The sequence below is a fragment of the Dyella sp. 2HG41-7 genome (genome assembly GCF_021390675.1).
Classification (GTDB): Bacteria; Pseudomonadota; Gammaproteobacteria; order Xanthomonadales; family Rhodanobacteraceae; genus Dyella_B.
The window spans coordinates 2,046,805-2,063,031 of the sequence record NZ_JAJEJV010000004.1 but is presented as its reverse complement, the minus strand read 5'-3'; the positions used below and the strand labels follow the sequence as shown (position 1 = coordinate 2,063,031).

Genomic DNA, 16,227 nt, shown 5'->3' with positions numbered 1-16,227 from the left:
GCGACTGGGATAAGGCAAAGTGGCCATACCCCATCCGAAGCAATTAGTAGAACAACAAGGAAGCGCAGCCCACCGTGAGTGCATCCAAGCAACAGCCTCACCTTCACGCGATCGAACCTGGCCTGATGGTGATTCACGGCAATCGCCAGGAGGATCTACGCGACTTGCTCGTCGCCTGGCTGCAGCGCACCCCGCTGCTTCCGCTGGAGAACGAGGTGATGCTGGTGCAGAGCAACGGCATCGCCCAATGGCTGAAGCTGGCGCTGGCGCGCCCCATCGAAGCCGGCGGCATGGGCATCAGCGCCGCGGTCGACATGCAGTTGCCCGGCCGATTTCTATGGAACGCCTACCGCGCCGTCCTCGGCGAAACCGGCGTGCCGGCCACCTCGCCGTTCGACAAGTCCCGGCTGGTCTGGCGATTGCTGCGATTGCTCCCGCAGCATCTGGACGAACCCCTTTTTGCATCGCTGCGGGCTTTGCTCGGCGACGCCAGCGACTGGCGACGGCAATACCGACTCGCAATGCAGGTGGCCGATCTATTCGACCAATACCAGGTGTTTCGCGCGGACTGGCTGCACGATTGGGAGCACCGCAACGATGTGCTGCGCGACAGCCTGCGCAATCGCGTGAGCGACCTGCCCGACGCGCAACGCTGGCAGCCCAAACTCTGGCGGCGGCTGCTTGACGATGTTCCTTCGGCACAACGGAACAGCCATCGTGCAGGCGTGCACCAACGCTTTATGCAACACATGGCGTCCTCCCAATTGACGGCAACGACCCTGCCGCGGCGCATCGTGGTCTTCGGCATCACCTCATTGCCGCAGCAGGTGTTGGAGGCGCTCACGGCGCTGGCGCGATACAGCCAGGTCTTGCTGTTGGTCACCAACCCGTGTCGACATTACTGGGCCGATATCATCGAAGATCGCGAGCTGTTGCTCGCCGAACACCGGCGACACGCCAACAAACCCGGGTTGCCGCCCGAACCGCGCTACGAAGATCTGCATCTGCATGCCAATCCATTGCTGGCCGCGTGGGGCAAGCAAGGCCGCGATTTTATTCGTCAGCTCGACGCGTTCGATCAACCGGAGCGCTACCGTCACCATTTCGCGTCCATCAAGCGCAGCATCGATTTGTTTGAAAACGTAGGCACGGATACCCTGCTGCATCAGGTGCAACAGGCCGTGTTGGATCTGCAGCCCGTACCCACCGATCCAGTGCAACGAAAAGTGTTGCCCGAGACGCGATCGCTGCACTTTCATATCGCGCACAGTCCGCAACGCGAAGTGGAAATTCTGCACGACCAGCTGCTTGCGCAGTTCGAACAGGCTTCCCGCGAAGGTCGGCCGTTATCGCCGCGCGACATCATGGTGATGGTGCCGGATATCCAAACTTACGCGCCGCACGTGCAAGCGGTCTTCGGACGCATCGCCCCCGACGATCCGCGTTACCTGCCCTATAGCGTGGCCGATCAACCGGGACGCGGCGCCTCGCCGCTGCTGACCGCGCTGGAGCGTCTGCTCGGTATCGCCGAATCGCGCTTCACCGCCAGCGACGTGCTGGACTTGCTGGATGTGCCATCGCTGCGCCGCCGATTCGGCGTGGCCGAAGACGACCTCCCTACGTTGCGTCGATGGATTGTGGAATCCGGCATACGCTGGGGATTGGACGGCAAGCAAAAACAGCGGTTCGGTCTTCCGCCCGACGAACAAAACAGCTGGCGCTTCGGTGTGCGGCGCATGCTGCTCGGCTACGCCACCGGCGACGGCCCTTCGCTCAACGGCATCGCGCCCTACGCCGATCTGGGCGGCCTGGACGCCGTGCTGATTGGTCCACTGAGTCAGCTACTCGATACCTTGGCACACTACTGGCAGTTGTTCGCTTCTCCAGCCACGCCCGCGCAATGGAGCGAACGCCTGCGCCATCTGCTGCGCGATTGCTTCGATACGCGCGGCGACGATGCAGACACACTACGCATCGACCGCTTGGAAGACGCGCTCGACACCTGGCTCGACGCCTGCCACGAAGCGGGCTTCGCTCAAGCCATTCCGCTCTCCATCGTGAGCGAAGACTGGTTGCAGGCCATCGATCAGAATCATCTGTCGCAACGCTTTATGGGTGGCGCGGTGAATTTCGGCACGCTGCTGCCAATGCGCGCCATACCATTTCGCGTGGTGTGCTTGTTAGGCATGAACGACGGCGATTACCCGCGCCGCATGTCGCCGCCGGATTTCGATTTGATGGCTTATGCAGGGCAATATCGTCCCGGCGATCGTTCTCGACGCGAAGACGATCGCTACATGTTTCTGGAAGCGATGCTTTCGGCGCGCGATGTACTTCACATCAGCTGGGTCGGTCATAGCGTGCGCGACAATAGCGAACTGCCGCCTTCCGTATTGGTCGGTCAGTTGCGCGATTACCTTGCCGCCGGATGGTGCGCTTCTCATGACGCCGACGACAAAGCATCGCGCCAACGTACGCTCGACACCATCACCACCACACATCCCCTGCAAGCGTTCAGCGAACGCTACTTCAACAGCGATCCGGCTACGCCTTGGTTTAGTTATGCATCGGAATGGGCGCGCGCCCGCAAGGCCACCGCTGAGGTTGAGACGGCTCCACTCAGTCCTTGGCAATTCGAATCCAAATTGCCTGTTAGCGCACTGCAACGTTTTCTTACGAAACCCGCCGCTTGCTTTTATAACGAACGCCTGAAGGTGCGATTCGAAGATTTCGACACCGGTCTTGAAGATGACGAGCCATTTTCCTTGGACGGGCTGGAAAATTACGCCGCAACGCAAGCGCTATTGGAAAACGCCCTCGCTTCGGACCATGCGCAAACCAAACCCGCACTCGCCGATGCCGCACAACATCTACGGCAACAAGGCGCTCTGCCGTCCGGAGGGTTCGGTGCGCTCCTCATGGAGGATATCAGCGCCGACGTGCAGCGCGTTCTGCAGCGATGGCTCACCGCTATCACGCGGTGGCCGCAGACAATGTCCGCGCAGGAATTCAGTCACACGCATGACGATTTAACCGTAGAAGGTTGGTGCGACGATCTGCGCACCGATGCCAGAGCGGAATACGTGCGGTTGTTGCCGTTGGCTGGTCGCATCTGCCACGGCAAAGCCATTCGCTACGACAAACTTCTTCCAGCCTGGGTGCTTCAGCTTCTCGCGAACGCCGACGACATCGCTCTAAGCACTCGTTTCCTTGCATCCGACGGCACCGTTGTGCTGAAACCTATTGCAAGCGACGAAGCTGCGATGCTGCTTGGCCAACTCATCGATGCGTGGAAGCAAGGTATGCAAGCGCCCTTGCCGATCTCTCGCCGCACCGCTTACGCATGGCTGTTGGCCGAACGAAACGGAAAGCCACCCTACGAGGCAGCGCAAAGCGGCTACGAAGGAAGCGACATACCGCAAGCGCCCCCCGGCGAAATGACACGCGACCCTTATCTCGCGCGCAGTTGGCGAAACTTCGCTGCGCTCTATGCCGATGGCTTCGAGCGTTGGCTTCCGCTCTATCGTCCGCTTCTTGATGCCGCGGCACTGGAAGGCGACGCATGAGTGCAATGACGCCGCTCGACCCTTTGTGCGTACCTCTTCAGGGCATTCGCCTGATTGAAGCCAGCGCCGGCACGGGTAAAACCTGGACGCTAGCCGCGTTGTATTTGCGCCTGGTGCTCGGCCATGGCGGACAGCCTCCGCGTTTGCCGGCACAAATACTTGTGGTGACGTTTACCCGCGCCGCCACGGCGGAGCTGCGCGAACGCATTCGCGAACGTCTCGCCACCGCAGCCGCCGCGTTTCGAGATCCCCGTGACGCCGATGAATTCCTGCAGCGACTGATCGGCGAGTACCCGAGCGCAGACGAACGCGCGGCGGCTGCGCGTCAACTGGAACTGGCGGCGCAGTGGATGGATGAAGCGGCCATCTACACCATCCATGGCTGGAGTCAGCGCATGCTGGCCCAGCATGCTTTCGAAGGCAGCGATTCGGTCGACGACATCGCCGATGAAAATGCTCGCCTTGCCGAAGCCGTGCGCGACTATTGGCGTTGCTTCTACGCACCGCTCGACGAAACGGATGCCGCGTGCGTTGCGGCGCTTTGGCGCAGTCCGCAGGCTTTGCAAAGCGCTCTGCGCCCTTTGCTGCGTCAGCCTGTACGCCACATTCGAATTCAGGGACATCCGCTGCCGACCGTCGACGATCTCACCGAAACATTGCGTAGCCATCATGGGCCACGCCGTCAGGCGGAAGACGCAGCTCGCGCCATTTGGCGAGCGGATGCGGACGCGATCGCGTCGATGCTCGACACCGCCGTACAAACCAAAGTTCTCAAACAATCCATCTTCAAACCCGATACCGTCGTGCGGGAATTACATTCACTACGCGAATGGGCCAGCGGACTGGATGCCGACCAAGCATTGCTCGAACGTTATACGCAGGCGAAGCTGGACAGTGCGATAAGCAAAGGCAATGCACCACTCAAGCATCCAGCATTCGAAGCCGTTCAAACGCTACTCGACGCATGGAACATTGAGCCGCCACTTGCTCCACTGCTGCTTGCGCATGCCATTCCGTGGATCGCCGATCGCGTCGATCAGATTCGCGAACGCCAGGCAAAACCCGGTTTCGACGATATGCTGCGCCAGCTCGACGCGTCATTGCAAAGCGCACACGGGGCGCAACTCGCCGACACGATCGCCGACCAGTATCCCGTTGCATTGATCGACGAGTTTCAGGACACCGATCCGCTGCAGTGGCGCATCTTCCACCATATCTATGCCGACCGCTCAGAAACCAATCTGTTGTTGATCGGCGATCCCAAACAAGCGATCTATGGATTTCGCGGCGCGGACATTCACACGTATCTGGAGGCGCGCGATCAAGCGCTATTCCCGACCTGGACGCTGACCACCAACTATCGATCCACCGCACCGCTCGTCGGCGCCGTGAATCGACTCTTCCAACACGCCGATCAATGGCCGTTAGGCGCGTTCGCGTTTGGTCACGGCGCACATAGCGTACCTTTCCAGCCCATTCTCGCCGCAGGCACGTCACGCACGTTGCACTACAACGGCAAACCCATCACAGCCTTGCATATGGAAGTGTTCCAGGGAGACAAGCCGCTGAGCACCGGCACGTACCTGGATGCCGCTGGCGCTCACGCGGCCGCGCGCATCGTTGACTTGCTGGAATCGGCGCAGGCCGGACGCTGCGGTTTCGTTGAAGCGCAAGGTGCGCAAACGGCGCTGCGCCCACGCGAAATCGCCGTGTTGGTGCGCAACCGGCGGGAAGCCGCTTGCATCCGCGCAGCGCTACGGCAGCGCGGCGTGGCGAGCGTGTACCTTTCGGAAAACGATTCGGTTTACGCATCGGATGAAGCGCCGGACGTATTGTTATGGCTGCAAGCATGCGCCGCGCCCACCTCCGACCGCGCCATGCGCGCGGCACTCGCCAGCGCGACCATGGAACGAAGTCTGGCGGAGCTCGACCGACTCAATCACGACGAAGGTTATTGGGAATGGTGCGGAAATCAGCTTCGTTCTCTGCAAGCGCAGTGGCAGCGGCATGGCGTGCTCGCCATGCTGCACAATTTGATTCACACCTTCGAATTGCCCGCGCGCTTGCTGACTAAATCGCATGGCGAGCGCGTGCTCACCAACGTGCAACATCTGGCGGAGCTGCTGCAACACGCAGCGACCGATTTGGACGGCGAGCATGCGCTGATCCACTTTCTGACCTCGCAAATAACGCGCGCGCAAGAACGCGATACGGACACCGCCGAAGAACAGGTTGTACGTCTGGAAAGCGAAGCCGACTTGGTCAAAGTCATCACCATCCACAAATCAAAAGGCTTGCAATATCCGGTCGTCATCCTGCCCTTCGTCAGCCGTTTTCAAGACGCGCCCAAGGGTAGCGTCCAACCGTGGCATGACGATCAGGGCCGCACCTGGATCGACCTGTTGCCAGACGACGACGCGCAACGACGTGTGGAACGCGAACGCTTGCAGGAAGATTTGCGATTGCTCTACGTCGCGCTTACGCGCGCTGAGCATGCATGCTGGCTCGGCGTGGCATGCGTTGTAGACGGTCGCAGCCGAACACCGGTATTCCATCGCACGGCATTCGGCTATTTGCTATCAGGCGGAAAACAAGTCGAGCCAAAAGATCTTATGCCACGACTCGCGACACTGGGCGGAGATCCGAGCGAGATACTTCTGCATGTCGCCGAGGAGTCCGCCGGCGTACGCGTCTATCACCCGCAACGCCACGCATCCGGCGCATGGCAAGCGCGACGTTATACGTTGTCGGCTCCGGAACCTTGGTGGATCGCGAGCTACAGCGCGCTGACGCATGGCGAAACCGATTCGGCGCGACAAACCGCACCGGACACCGCGACGCAAGACGTGCTCGCGGAGACCGGTCGCGAGTCTATGGACCGAATCGCCGCAGACAATAACTACGGCATGCATGCCTTTCCCCGTGGCGCGGAACCGGGCACGTTTCTGCACGATTTACTGGAGTGGGTGGCCGACGCGGGCTTTTCATCCGTCGTGGAAAACACCAACGGTTTGACGCAAGAGATAGCCCGCCGTTGCCAACGTCGCGACTGGCAGGCATGGATAACACCGCTTAGCCAATGGCTGCCTTCCCTGCTGCGCACACCACTCGTATGGAATGGTGGCCATTCGTTTGCGCTTGCCGATATCGCCGAGCGCAAGCACTTCCAGGCCGAACTCGAATTCTGGTTCGAAGCGAACCACGTGGATACGTCGCAACTCGACCGCTTGATCACCCGGCACACGCTCGCCGGCGCGAAACGCCCTTCGCTGCCCCCGAATCGCCTGAACGGCATGCTCAAAGGATTTATCGATTTAATCGTAGAACACGACGGTTGCTACTACGTGATCGACTACAAATCCAATTGGCTGGGCGACAGCGCAGAGGCCTACACGCCTAAAGCCATGCGCGAGGCGACGCTGCAAGCACGCTACGACGTTCAGTACGCGATCTATACGCTTGCGCTACATCGCCAACTTCGCGCGCGACTTCCGGGATACGACTACGAGCGCCATATGGGCGGCGTTCTTTACTTGTATTTGCGCGGCATCGATTCGTCCGGCCACGGCGTTCATGCGGAGCGCTTGCCGTTTGCATTGATCGACGCCATGGACCGACTGTTTGCGCAGGGAGCATCCGCGAATGTCGCGTGACACCATGCTCGCCATGATCGCCGACGCCGTGTCACGACGCGTGCTGCGTGCGTTGGATTTCGCGTTTGCACGCTTTATCGCCGAATGCGATCCGAACGCCGAACCGCCGCTGTTATTGATGGCTGCGCTGGCGAGCCGACAGCTTGGCGACGGTCACCCTTGTCTCGATCTGCAAGCGCTGGATGCGTTGGCGACAGCGCAGGAATGGCCCGCCTCATGGGTAGGCATGCTTGCCGCCGAATCAGCTCCCGCATCGCCCTTAGTTGCCGATTCTCAAGGTCTACCGCTGGATGCGCCCCTTGTACTGGATCGCCATCGTTTGTACTTGCGTCGCTACTGGCAGTACGAATGTCGCGTGGCAACTGGCATTTCAACGCGACTTCGCCCTGTCGAAACGCCAGACGACGCCCTGCGCGTCGAATTGCAGCGCTTTTTCCCCGTTCAGCAAGACAACCCCGTCCACTGGCCTCGCGTCGCGTGCGCCCTTGCGGCACATGGGCTTTTCAGTGTCGTCACAGGCGGACCCGGAACCGGAAAAACCACCGCCGTCGTACGCTTGCTCGGCTTGCTGCAAACGTTGCAATTACGCCAGCAGGCTACGCCTCTACGTATTCGCCTGGCCGCGCCCACAGGCAAGGCTGCCGCACGACTGAACGCCTCCATCGCTCGACAAATCGCCGCGCTCGACGTCGATGAACACGTGCGCGAGGCGATACCGCTTGAAGTGGAAACCTTGCACCGTCTGCTTGGCGCACGCCCCGACAGCCGCCGCTATACGCACGATGCGCAACATCCTCTGCATGTGGATGTGTTGGTGATCGACGAGGCGTCGATGATCGACCTAGAAATGATGGCCGCGGTGCTCGATGCGCTCCCCATTCATGCACGCTTGATTCTTATCGGCGACAAGGATCAGCTTTCATCGGTGGAAGCCGGCGCCGTGCTCGGCGATTTGGGGCAGCGCGCCGAGGATGGCCACTACGACGCTGCAACCGCAGCGTGGTTGCGCCTCGTGAGCGGCGACGACATCACGTCGTTTGTTCGGGAAGACGCACAACCGCTCGATCAACATGTCGCCATGTTGCGTAGCAGTCATCGTTTCGGCGCGGAAAGCGGCATCGGTCGACTTGCTGCCGCCGTGAACCATGGCGATGCGAATGCGGTCGATCAGTTGCTCGACGCCCCGCCCGGCGATATCGCCTGGATTTCTTCCAGCACCAACGCCCTCATGATCGCGCCATCGATGGTAGACGGTCATGCCGATTGGTTTTCGTCGCGAGCAACAGATCATGCACCGCAAAGTTTTCGCTACTATCTCGAGCGCCTAAAGCAGCAACGCCCACCTCTCGATGCGGATAGCGCGCATTACCGTCGATGGGCGCACGACGTACTGGAAGCCTTCAATCGCTTTCAATTGCTGTGCGCGGTGCGCCAGGGTCCATTTGGTACTGAGCGTTTGAACCGTGACGTTGCGGCGGCGCTGGTTGCGGCCGGTCTTATCGATACGGATCGCGGCTGGTACGAAGGCCGCCCCGTCATGATGACGCGCAACGATTACAGCCTCGGCCTTATGAACGGGGATATCGGCATCGCGTTGCGAATGCGGGGCGTCGACGGGGAACTTCGGCTGTATGTAGCATTTCCCGTCACGCGGGGCGCGGCGTCGACCGCACCGCTCGACGATGACGCACAGGTGCGTTGTGTGCTGCCTTCGCGCCTTGGCGAGGTGGAAACGGTTTATGCGATGACGGTGCATAAATCCCAAGGATCCGAATTCGAACACACAGCCCTAATATTGCCGGACGACGCACCAGCCATGCTTACGCGCGAGTTGTTGTACACCGGAGTTACCCGTGCGCGACGCTGGCTCACGCTCATCGCAAGCCGTGCTTCGATCGAACAGGCGTTGGCGCAGCGCACGCGGCGCTACTCCGGGTTGGCGGAGCGATTGCCCCCCATGTAGCGGCTATGCGACTCGACCGCATTGGGTTGAATCCAGCCGAACAATACGCTCAGCCAACAAGCTACCAGCAGTTCCCGTTTGCATTGGCCGCTGCATCCGACTTGGCCGGCGTTTTGTGGCCGGCGTTGTCTATAGAAAGCGTACCGCATGCATCGCCGGCCTGTTGTTTGATCGGTATGGCCGTCGCAATAAACGCCTGACCGTCATCGTCAGTGACCGTCACTGTCGCTTCGTAATAACCATGCGGCGACAAGGTCGGGGTTGCGTAGCCCAACTTTCCTGGATCATCCGTATAACGGTTGTAAGTGGCGTACCAACGTTCTTCGCTGCTGGCAATTGTCATAAGCATATGATGTGCGTCCGTACGACGGGAGCGGCTCGCATATCGCACATAGGATTGGGTAGCCACAGCGGCCAATATCGCAGCGATCGCCACAGCGGCGATCAATTCGAACAATGTAAATCCGCGGGTGCGATCCATCGCGTTTCTCCTTTCAAGAATCCGGCGTCAGTACCTGCCACGAACGACGACGCCATAACGAGCTGTCGAGTGATACAGGTGTGTCCAAGCCGTTCTTGACGCCTCTCAATTTGAGGTCTGGCAAGATCAGCTTCCCGCCACCCATTCGCGCCGCGGCGGGCAATGTACCGGTCGTGAGCGGGGTTTCGACGAGAGCGCCTGCATACGATGTCCCACCGAACGAAACGATCGATGCCGAGCGACCTGTCGCGGCGTCGATCGCCATGATCGCGCCGCCTGGTTTGTCGGCATGAGGGATCAGCGTACTGACCAATGCAACGTTGGTGTTGAAGACGGCGCCAGGCGTCGCGACAACGCGCTCGCCCGCAATAACGTTCAGGTCGATAAACCAACCGCCCGCTTTGGCGAGGATGGGATTTGACGTGAGACTGCGTACAGTCGCACTTGCGCCCTGCCCGTTTTGATCCGCCGCCACACTTTCAGTAAGCATTTGGGACTGCAAGTCTTGCCGCGTGGATGTTATCGGTTGCTCTTCCGCATCGAGCTTATCTCGAATGCCGTAGATCGACTGCGTTGCGACGTCCTCGTTGGCCTTGTCGTCATCGCCAAGGTATTTACCCGTGCCGAACACGACGATAAATCGATTTGTCGCCGGATCGGGAAAAAGGCGCGGCATGCTCGTGATGGGTTGAGCGCCTTGCGCGGCGGCCCGATAAGCCAGCGCAACCATCCACTTCGATGGATTGGGCGAAGATAGATCGAAGCGCCACAAATTCCCGGCAAGGTCGCCTGCGAAAGCCACATTGTCGACTTGATCGTTGTTGTAGTCGCCAAGTACCGGCGTCGTGAGCCCATAACTCCTAACACCGTCGATCGACGTCGGCGTTTTCAGTTCGGCGATAACTTCGCCCGTTTGCGCATCCAATACGAACAAAGCGCTGTAAGCGGCAGGTGGCGTCCCGCTCGATTCTTCGCAATGAATCGGTTTGTCCTTGGCGCTGCAGTCGGCGAAATATCCGCTGGGAATCAATACCGTCCATCGACCATTCGCAAGACGCGCAATCGCCGGCTGCCCATAGGTATAGTCGAGATCCACCGGGTTGTACGCGACGTTCGACGGCGTTGTGCCGGGCGCCGAATCGGCATCAAACTCCCACAACACCGTGCGCCTTGGAAATGCTTCGCTTGCTGCATCAGGGTCGGTAATATCCAACGCATAGACGCCGCGCCCACCGAGCCGAAGACCGCCCACCAGCAAGGTGTGCCATTCGTGATGCCCACGTTCGCTGAAAAAGACATCTCGCACCACCGGTGTAGCATCCACTGTTGGTTGAAAGTGGAAATGATTCGCCGATGTCAGATTGCCGAGATTGCCATACACCGCGCGCGGCACGTAGGCCCACCACTCCCTGCCCGCATTTGTGACGGCGTTGTACGCAGTGCAGCGATTATTCGAATCTCGCGTTTTGCACGCTGGAATCGGCGCGTGAAACACATGCAACATGCCGTCATTGGCGCCGACGTACAAAGCCGGTGGACGATTTGCGTGCTTCGAGACGAAATCTGCGTAACGCTGCGCGCCGGGTTGGGCTTCGGGCGCGGACACGATCACGCCACCGATTTGTTTCGGCCACGTGTCGATATAGTTGCTAGACGGATAGCCTACATAGATTGCCTGCGAATGCAGTATCGCGCCCAGTAGGCTGATACGTTTGCGCATCCCGCCATCCGTTTCGGATATCCGGTCGCCACGCAGATAGTTCACACGCGCCATCATCGTGTCTGCAGCGTGTTCCGACGCGGGCGACATCAAGCCATGCATTTCGACGTCATCAAAGTCGGCTTGCGGCTCGAAACCCATGCCAGTAATCGCGCCGCCATCGCCACGTCTTGCCGTGAGCACCGTCCGCCCTTCGGGAGAGGATATGTCTGGATCGGTAAGCAACGCGCCCGCATCCCACATCGTCTCGCCTGCGACGCCGCCACCATTCACAGTCACCGCTTTGAGTACACCTGACCAGTCGGCAGAGTTGTAGCCGCCTTCAAAAGCGAGCGAGCCCTCTCCAAGCACATTGCTATTCAGCCCCAGAATCGCGAGAGACGGCGCTTCTTGTGAACGGTCCAATGGCAGCGGACTCAGCTCTACGGTGTTTTGCGCTTTTGCAAACGACGTCAGACCTATCGTTGCCGCCAACGAAAGCGACACCAGCGGACGGAAGGAATTAAGGATTGACTGGCGCATCGAATGTACTCTGCACGACGCTAACCGTATTCGAATTGCCACCAACGCCACGCGCCGTAATGCGATACATGTGAATGGCAACCTGCGCCTGGGCAGCATTGTTCGGCCCGGTGTTGCCGGATTCATGCAAGCCCGTTGTCCCAGGCGGATGTTCTGCGCCTAAATCTTCAATGAGATAGACGGGATCTTTCGCCAACGCTTCTGTCGGCTCCTGCGTATTCGATGAAAGCGGATACGACACACCGATACCGGCTATCCAACCTGCCGCCGATTGAAAACGAGTCACTGCACCGTTCGTCGCGTAAAGCGCGCCATCGCCGCGGTAGACGACGCAGCCATCGTCGGGCGACACGGCGGCGTCCAGACAATGCAAACGTGTGGCTGGCTGATTCGCTGTCGACCACAATTTGTATTCCGCACCTCGTAGCGCCGATTCCGCACTCATTCGTGCCTGCTGCGCATTCCGCAGATTGCCGGCCATACGTTGCTGCAACAACGCGTACTCGGATGCTCCCACGGCAAACATGCTGATCAACAACAAAAAGATTAAAGCCATTAACAACGCGAACCCGTTGCAAGTGCCGTCACGGAAAAATCGTCGGTCATTACGTAAAACGCGCATGCTTGCATCCTTGCAACGATTGGAATCATGGATTGGCGTTACGCACGGCCACGACAGCCGTAAACTCGCGACGCAACATCGGCAACGGAAATCCCTGTTGTTCCGGCGTTACCTTTCGCCTTGAAGAAGAAGGAGATTCCGGACTGTGAATGCCGTCCGCGGCATAGCTGTACGCCAATTCGTCTGGAGTGAGCGAATACAAAGGCTTTTGACCGTCCATCAACAGATCGATCTCGATCAAACTTACGGCACGCCAGAGACAACCATGATCGTTGCTGCCCGGAATCGGCAGCGGGACCCTGGGGCAATCGGCGCTCGTACTGTTATCGACTTGAGCTGCTGTGTAGTAGCGGACGGTGCCATCGGCGTGTTGCACGCCGTATTTGAAATCGAGGCGCTCGACGCCACGCGCAATTTCTTCTGATAGTCCGTCACGAAAAGCCGTGTTGCCTCCATTGAGGCGACGAACCAGCGCACCCGTCTTATGCCCCGCGCCGTCCCCGGTATCTACCACCCTCAAGAAGTAAGTAACGGTTCGAAGATCGCGACTGAGGTCGAATAACTTTGGCGCAACCATGTTTTGCATCACGCGCGGCTGGACAAAATTGTTACCCGTAGAGAAGAGTTGCGAGCCACCCTGCCCTGATGCATCGAAGATCTGCGCACTGGAGCAATCAGCCAGCAACATCAATGGCTCTTCTGCCTTGACCTTGTCGACAGCCAATTCACCGGCGCCGGGATGCAAGCTGATACCGATCGATCCATCGGCATGACTATCGATTTTGCTTCCTCCAGCACTATCGTTCGAAGCGACTTTCCAACCGCCTGAAGGATTGATGTAGCGCACAGTAATGACTGATGTACCGATAACTCGACTATCGATCGCCTTACCCATAGCGGCAATGCTGAACCCACTTGGATTGCGCTTATTGCTTGGGTCCATCGGCGTGCAAGCAGTCGAAGTGCAGTCATAACCGCGCATGGCGAGAAACGAAGGAAAGGAATACGGCTCGCTCGGCGCCGATGGATACGCGCCGCCCCAAGGTGTGGTGACATCATTCAAGGCCCTCATAAGCACGCTGGGATCGCTTGCATAAACAGTGGGAGCTCGCAGTTGATCCAGGTAGGGACCTGCTCCGCTGGCGTGCGCATCGCCTCCCGTTCCGGCGCAGTATTGCGCGCCGGCCATGGCGAGATCGTTCTTGATTTGCGTGATGGCAAAGCGCCCTTCTTCTTGCAGTAGCGCCAGTTGCTCCTGCACCTTGCGTTGGGCGGACGTCGCGGTAAATACTGCAACGATGCCTGCGCTTAGCAACAATCCGAGCGCCATCGCGATCATCAACTCCACTAGCGATAGCCCGTGACAGCATCGCTTCATGGTTGGAATTCCCAGGCGAGCGTTTCCGCCGAGGGAATTGCACTCCCTAACCGTCGCTCGATCCACGTAACGGTCATCGCGCAGTTGCCGCCGTACGGAGGTCGCCACGCCCATTGTTCCGGCGTCGGCACATAGGCGAGTCCACCGTTGCTGCAAAGAACGCGCGCCTGCGCATTCGGCGGTAGAAACGTTTTGAGCTGATCGCCAAAAAGTTGCCGATCATGCAGCGCCAATCTCTGCGGCGTGCAGCCAGCGGAGCAATCTTGCGCGCTGCTATCGGGATACGTGCCGTTGTAGTCGCCGCGCCACACGCCCGTGAGATTGGCTTGCATGCGCTCAACCATGTTTTGCGCGACAAACGCGACTTGCGTGCGCAAATAGGCGGTATGGTTGACGTGCGACGCCACCAGCATCAACTCGGCCGCGCCGATCAAACCCACGCTGAAGACAAGCATGGCCGTGAGAACTTCGATCAGCGTGACGCCTTGCTGATGCCTCGAACGCGACATGGACGCGATCCCTGTTGAACCGATCCCCACTGTCGCCGCGCCGGAGCATCCGCGTCAGTCGGCCGCCGCCCCATCGCGCGGTCCGATTCAGCCGCGCCATCAACCCTTGCAGGCCGTGGGCCTCCCCCGTAAACTAGGCGGCTCCGCCGGAATAGCTCAGTTGGTAGAGCGGCGCATTCGTAATGCGTAGGTCGTAGGTTCGATTCCTATTTCCGGCACCAAACTACGAAGCCAAGGTCTTGACAGGCCTTGGTTTTTTTGCGTTTCGCGTTTGTAGTACCCACATATCTACCCACAGATCTTCGCACAGCCAAGTAATTGGCTTCGAATTATTCTTCCGACGTACGGCGTTCTGGAAATCCTGATTCAATCTGCTCTTTTATGCGCTGGATTATCGGCAGCACCGGATTTCCTGTTCCGCTCATCACAGCGGCCGTCGACCACATTGCCGCAATGTTCTGATCCCATTCCTCACGAAATCGATCTGGATCTGGATGACTGCGAATGACAGTAAGGGTCAAGGTCATGAGCACCGCTTCCAGTGCATACGCATGCTGTGTGACATCCAATAACTGTGCTGCCATCGCTGCTAAAGGCCCAGTCGGCTGTGCGCCGTTCGAATTTTGATCGCTCATGAAACCTCCAGTGCGGGGGCGATGACACCACTGTGGGTAACCCGTAGCCAAGGGTCAATATACCGCCCAACGGGTCTACGATAACGATCGATAAAAATTCTTGTCAGTCGTTATCACTCTGCCCGAGGCGCACACATGAGAGCCAAATCAGAGCTCGAGGCGCGAATCCGTAAGCTGGAGAGCGATCTTTTTATGGCGCGCGTGGCAATCATCGAATTGACCGGACCCAAATTCGAAAAGGTGTTATATCCACGATCCGACTTCTGCGAGCCGGGCGCCGTGTACACCTGGTTTCGCGATGCCGTCGAGAAAGTGCTAGAGCTCGCGGACGTCATTACGGTCGGCAATGAAAAGTACAGCGAAGAGCGAGCGATATGTCCGCTGTGTCGCGCTGAGGCGCAAAACTTCTACAAACACGGGCCCGGGTTTACCTACCCTGAGGGCCTGCGCAGACATCTCCACGGCACTCATCGCAGTGCGCAGTGCCCCGTTGCCGAAGCTGCGCACGAGCTCGCCATCAGCAACCGTGAGCGACAAGAACAGCTCGACTGGTAGTCACTCAACGTCACTCAATTTATTTGACTTCGTTTGACGGTCACTTCGGCACGAACTATGCGTGTATCGGACACCTAACCCAGCGATTCGATTAGGTTAACGTCAATACGACGAGGCCGTGTTGTTCAGTCTACTGTTTTGGAGTTATCAACATGGGGCCGTATTCGTTGAAGCCCCAAGGTGCGTAAGCATCGCCAACCAGCCGAATGCTCGAAATACTTCCGCTTGCTCTGCCAGCATGATAACTGGTCAGATCGACGGGACTAGCATCATATCTACCCAATATGTCCACTGATCTATGATTTAATTCGAACAGCCTTGCCGCTATCGGGCTATCTTTTTGAACGCGTACAACCACGCCATTTTCGACGTTTGATGTAAGAAAGTCTTCGTTACTGGCAAAGAGCACCGGCACCGCTCCATTTGCAAAATACCCATGCAAGAGCACAAGCTTGCCATTGAAGTCTTCACCTCGTGCGATCAACACCGTCAAAGGAACCGCACAAACCTTCTCGTTGGTGTCGCCCCGATCGAAACAGAATCGATCGATATCACCGGCGTTAACCATGGGTGTAAAGATGCAGAGCATCACTAGCGCAAGAAGAGTCAAACTTTTTTTCATG

General features: G+C 58.7%; 11 protein-coding genes and 1 tRNA gene. 5 read left to right on the top strand and 7 right to left on the bottom strand.

The genetic code is table 11. The annotated features are described in order from the left end of the window. Positions 1 to 74 precede the first annotated feature (74 nt). Genes recC through recD form a run of 3 tightly spaced genes read left to right on the top strand, consistent with a single transcriptional unit; the run spans position 75 to position 9,182 of the window. Positions 75 to 3,566, top strand: coding sequence for an exodeoxyribonuclease V subunit gamma (gene recC / locus L0U79_RS10475; protein ID WP_233842220.1), 3,492 nt, complete (start codon positions 75 to 77; stop codon positions 3,564 to 3,566). Beyond that, positions 3,563 to 7,219, top strand: coding sequence for an exodeoxyribonuclease V subunit beta (gene recB, locus L0U79_RS10470; RefSeq protein ID WP_233842219.1), 3,657 nt, complete (start codon positions 3,563 to 3,565; stop codon positions 7,217 to 7,219). Before recC ends, recB begins: the two co-directional genes overlap by 4 nt. Next, positions 7,209 to 9,182, top strand: coding sequence for an exodeoxyribonuclease V subunit alpha (gene recD, locus L0U79_RS10465; protein WP_233842218.1), 1,974 nt, complete (start codon positions 7,209 to 7,211; stop codon positions 9,180 to 9,182). The genes recB and recD overlap by 11 nt, the downstream gene beginning before the upstream one ends. Before the next feature lie 61 nt (positions 9,183 to 9,243). On the opposite strand, the gene L0U79_RS10460 is transcribed toward recD, so the two are convergent. From L0U79_RS10460 to pilV, 5 genes are read right to left on the bottom strand one after another with little or no spacing between them, the layout of a single operon-like run. Further along, positions 9,244 to 9,663 carry a type IV pilin protein gene (locus L0U79_RS10460; RefSeq protein ID WP_233842217.1) on the bottom strand — a complete coding sequence of 140 codons (420 nt, stop codon included), beginning with the start codon at positions 9,661 to 9,663 and terminating at the stop codon, positions 9,244 to 9,246. Between the two features lie 13 nt (positions 9,664 to 9,676). Further along, positions 9,677 to 11,905, bottom strand: a complete 2,229-nt coding sequence (locus L0U79_RS10455) for a PilC/PilY family type IV pilus protein (protein ID WP_233842216.1) — start codon at positions 11,903 to 11,905, stop codon at positions 9,677 to 9,679. After that, the gene (locus L0U79_RS10450) at positions 11,886 to 12,527 is read right to left on the bottom strand and encodes a PilX N-terminal domain-containing pilus assembly protein (RefSeq protein WP_255682792.1); all 642 of its coding nucleotides are present in this window, start codon (positions 12,525 to 12,527) and stop codon (positions 11,886 to 11,888) included. Before L0U79_RS10450 ends, L0U79_RS10455 begins: the two co-directional genes overlap by 20 nt. A gap of 25 nt (positions 12,528 to 12,552) precedes the next feature. Further along, positions 12,553 to 13,905 carry a PilW family protein gene (locus tag L0U79_RS10445; RefSeq protein WP_255682922.1) on the bottom strand — a complete coding sequence of 451 codons (1,353 nt, stop codon included), beginning with the start codon at positions 13,903 to 13,905 and terminating at the stop codon, positions 12,553 to 12,555. After that, on the bottom strand, positions 13,902 to 14,414 hold the full coding sequence (gene pilV, locus L0U79_RS10440; RefSeq protein WP_233842213.1) for a type IV pilus modification protein PilV: 513 nt from the start codon (positions 14,412 to 14,414) through the stop codon (positions 13,902 to 13,904). Before pilV ends, L0U79_RS10445 begins: the two co-directional genes overlap by 4 nt. Positions 14,415 to 14,559: 145 nt before the next feature. Here pilV and L0U79_RS10435 point away from each other — a divergent pair. Beyond that, positions 14,560 to 14,635 (top strand) — tRNA-Thr (locus L0U79_RS10435). Positions 14,636 to 14,743: 108 nt separating this feature from the next. On the opposite strand, the gene L0U79_RS10430 is transcribed toward L0U79_RS10435, so the two are convergent. Continuing rightward, complete coding sequence (locus L0U79_RS10430) at positions 14,744 to 15,049, bottom strand: hypothetical protein (RefSeq protein WP_233842212.1); 306 nt, start codon at positions 15,047 to 15,049, stop codon at positions 14,744 to 14,746. Positions 15,050 to 15,184: 135 nt separating this feature from the next. Here L0U79_RS10430 and L0U79_RS10425 point away from each other — a divergent pair, with 135 nt between their 5' ends. After that, complete coding sequence (locus tag L0U79_RS10425; RefSeq protein WP_233842211.1) at positions 15,185 to 15,604, top strand: hypothetical protein; 420 nt, start codon at positions 15,185 to 15,187, stop codon at positions 15,602 to 15,604. 130 nt (positions 15,605 to 15,734) lie between these two features. Here L0U79_RS10425 and L0U79_RS10420 read toward each other — a convergent pair whose 3' ends face one another. Next, positions 15,735 to 16,226: a hypothetical protein gene (locus L0U79_RS10420; RefSeq protein WP_233842210.1), complete on the bottom strand. Its 492-nt coding sequence runs from the start codon at positions 16,224 to 16,226 to the stop codon at positions 15,735 to 15,737. Between the last annotated feature and the right edge of the window lies 1 nt (position 16,227).

Coding starts and splice junctions, on each gene's coding strand:
- recD (WP_233842218.1), top strand. CDS start 7,209: ATGTCGCGTGACACCATGCTCGCCATGATCGCCGACGCCGTGTCACGA.
- L0U79_RS10460 (WP_233842217.1), bottom strand. CDS start 9,663: ATGGATCGCACCCGCGGATTTACATTGTTCGAATTGATCGCCGCTGTG.
- L0U79_RS10455 (WP_233842216.1), bottom strand. CDS start 11,905: ATGCGCCAGTCAATCCTTAATTCCTTCCGTCCGCTGGTGTCGCTTTCG.
- pilV (WP_233842213.1), bottom strand. CDS start 14,414: ATGTCGCGTTCGAGGCATCAGCAAGGCGTCACGCTGATCGAAGTTCTC.
- L0U79_RS10450 (WP_255682792.1), bottom strand. CDS start 12,527: ATGCGCGTTTTACGTAATGACCGACGATTTTTCCGTGACGGCACTTGC.
- L0U79_RS10420 (WP_233842210.1), bottom strand. CDS start 16,226: ATGAAAAAAAGTTTGACTCTTCTTGCGCTAGTGATGCTCTGCATCTTT.
- L0U79_RS10430 (WP_233842212.1), bottom strand. CDS start 15,049: ATGAGCGATCAAAATTCGAACGGCGCACAGCCGACTGGGCCTTTAGCA.
- L0U79_RS10445 (WP_255682922.1), bottom strand. CDS start 13,905: ATGAAGCGATGCTGTCACGGGCTATCGCTAGTGGAGTTGATGATCGCG.
- L0U79_RS10425 (WP_233842211.1), top strand. CDS start 15,185: ATGAGAGCCAAATCAGAGCTCGAGGCGCGAATCCGTAAGCTGGAGAGC.
- recB (WP_233842219.1), top strand. CDS start 3,563: ATGAGTGCAATGACGCCGCTCGACCCTTTGTGCGTACCTCTTCAGGGC.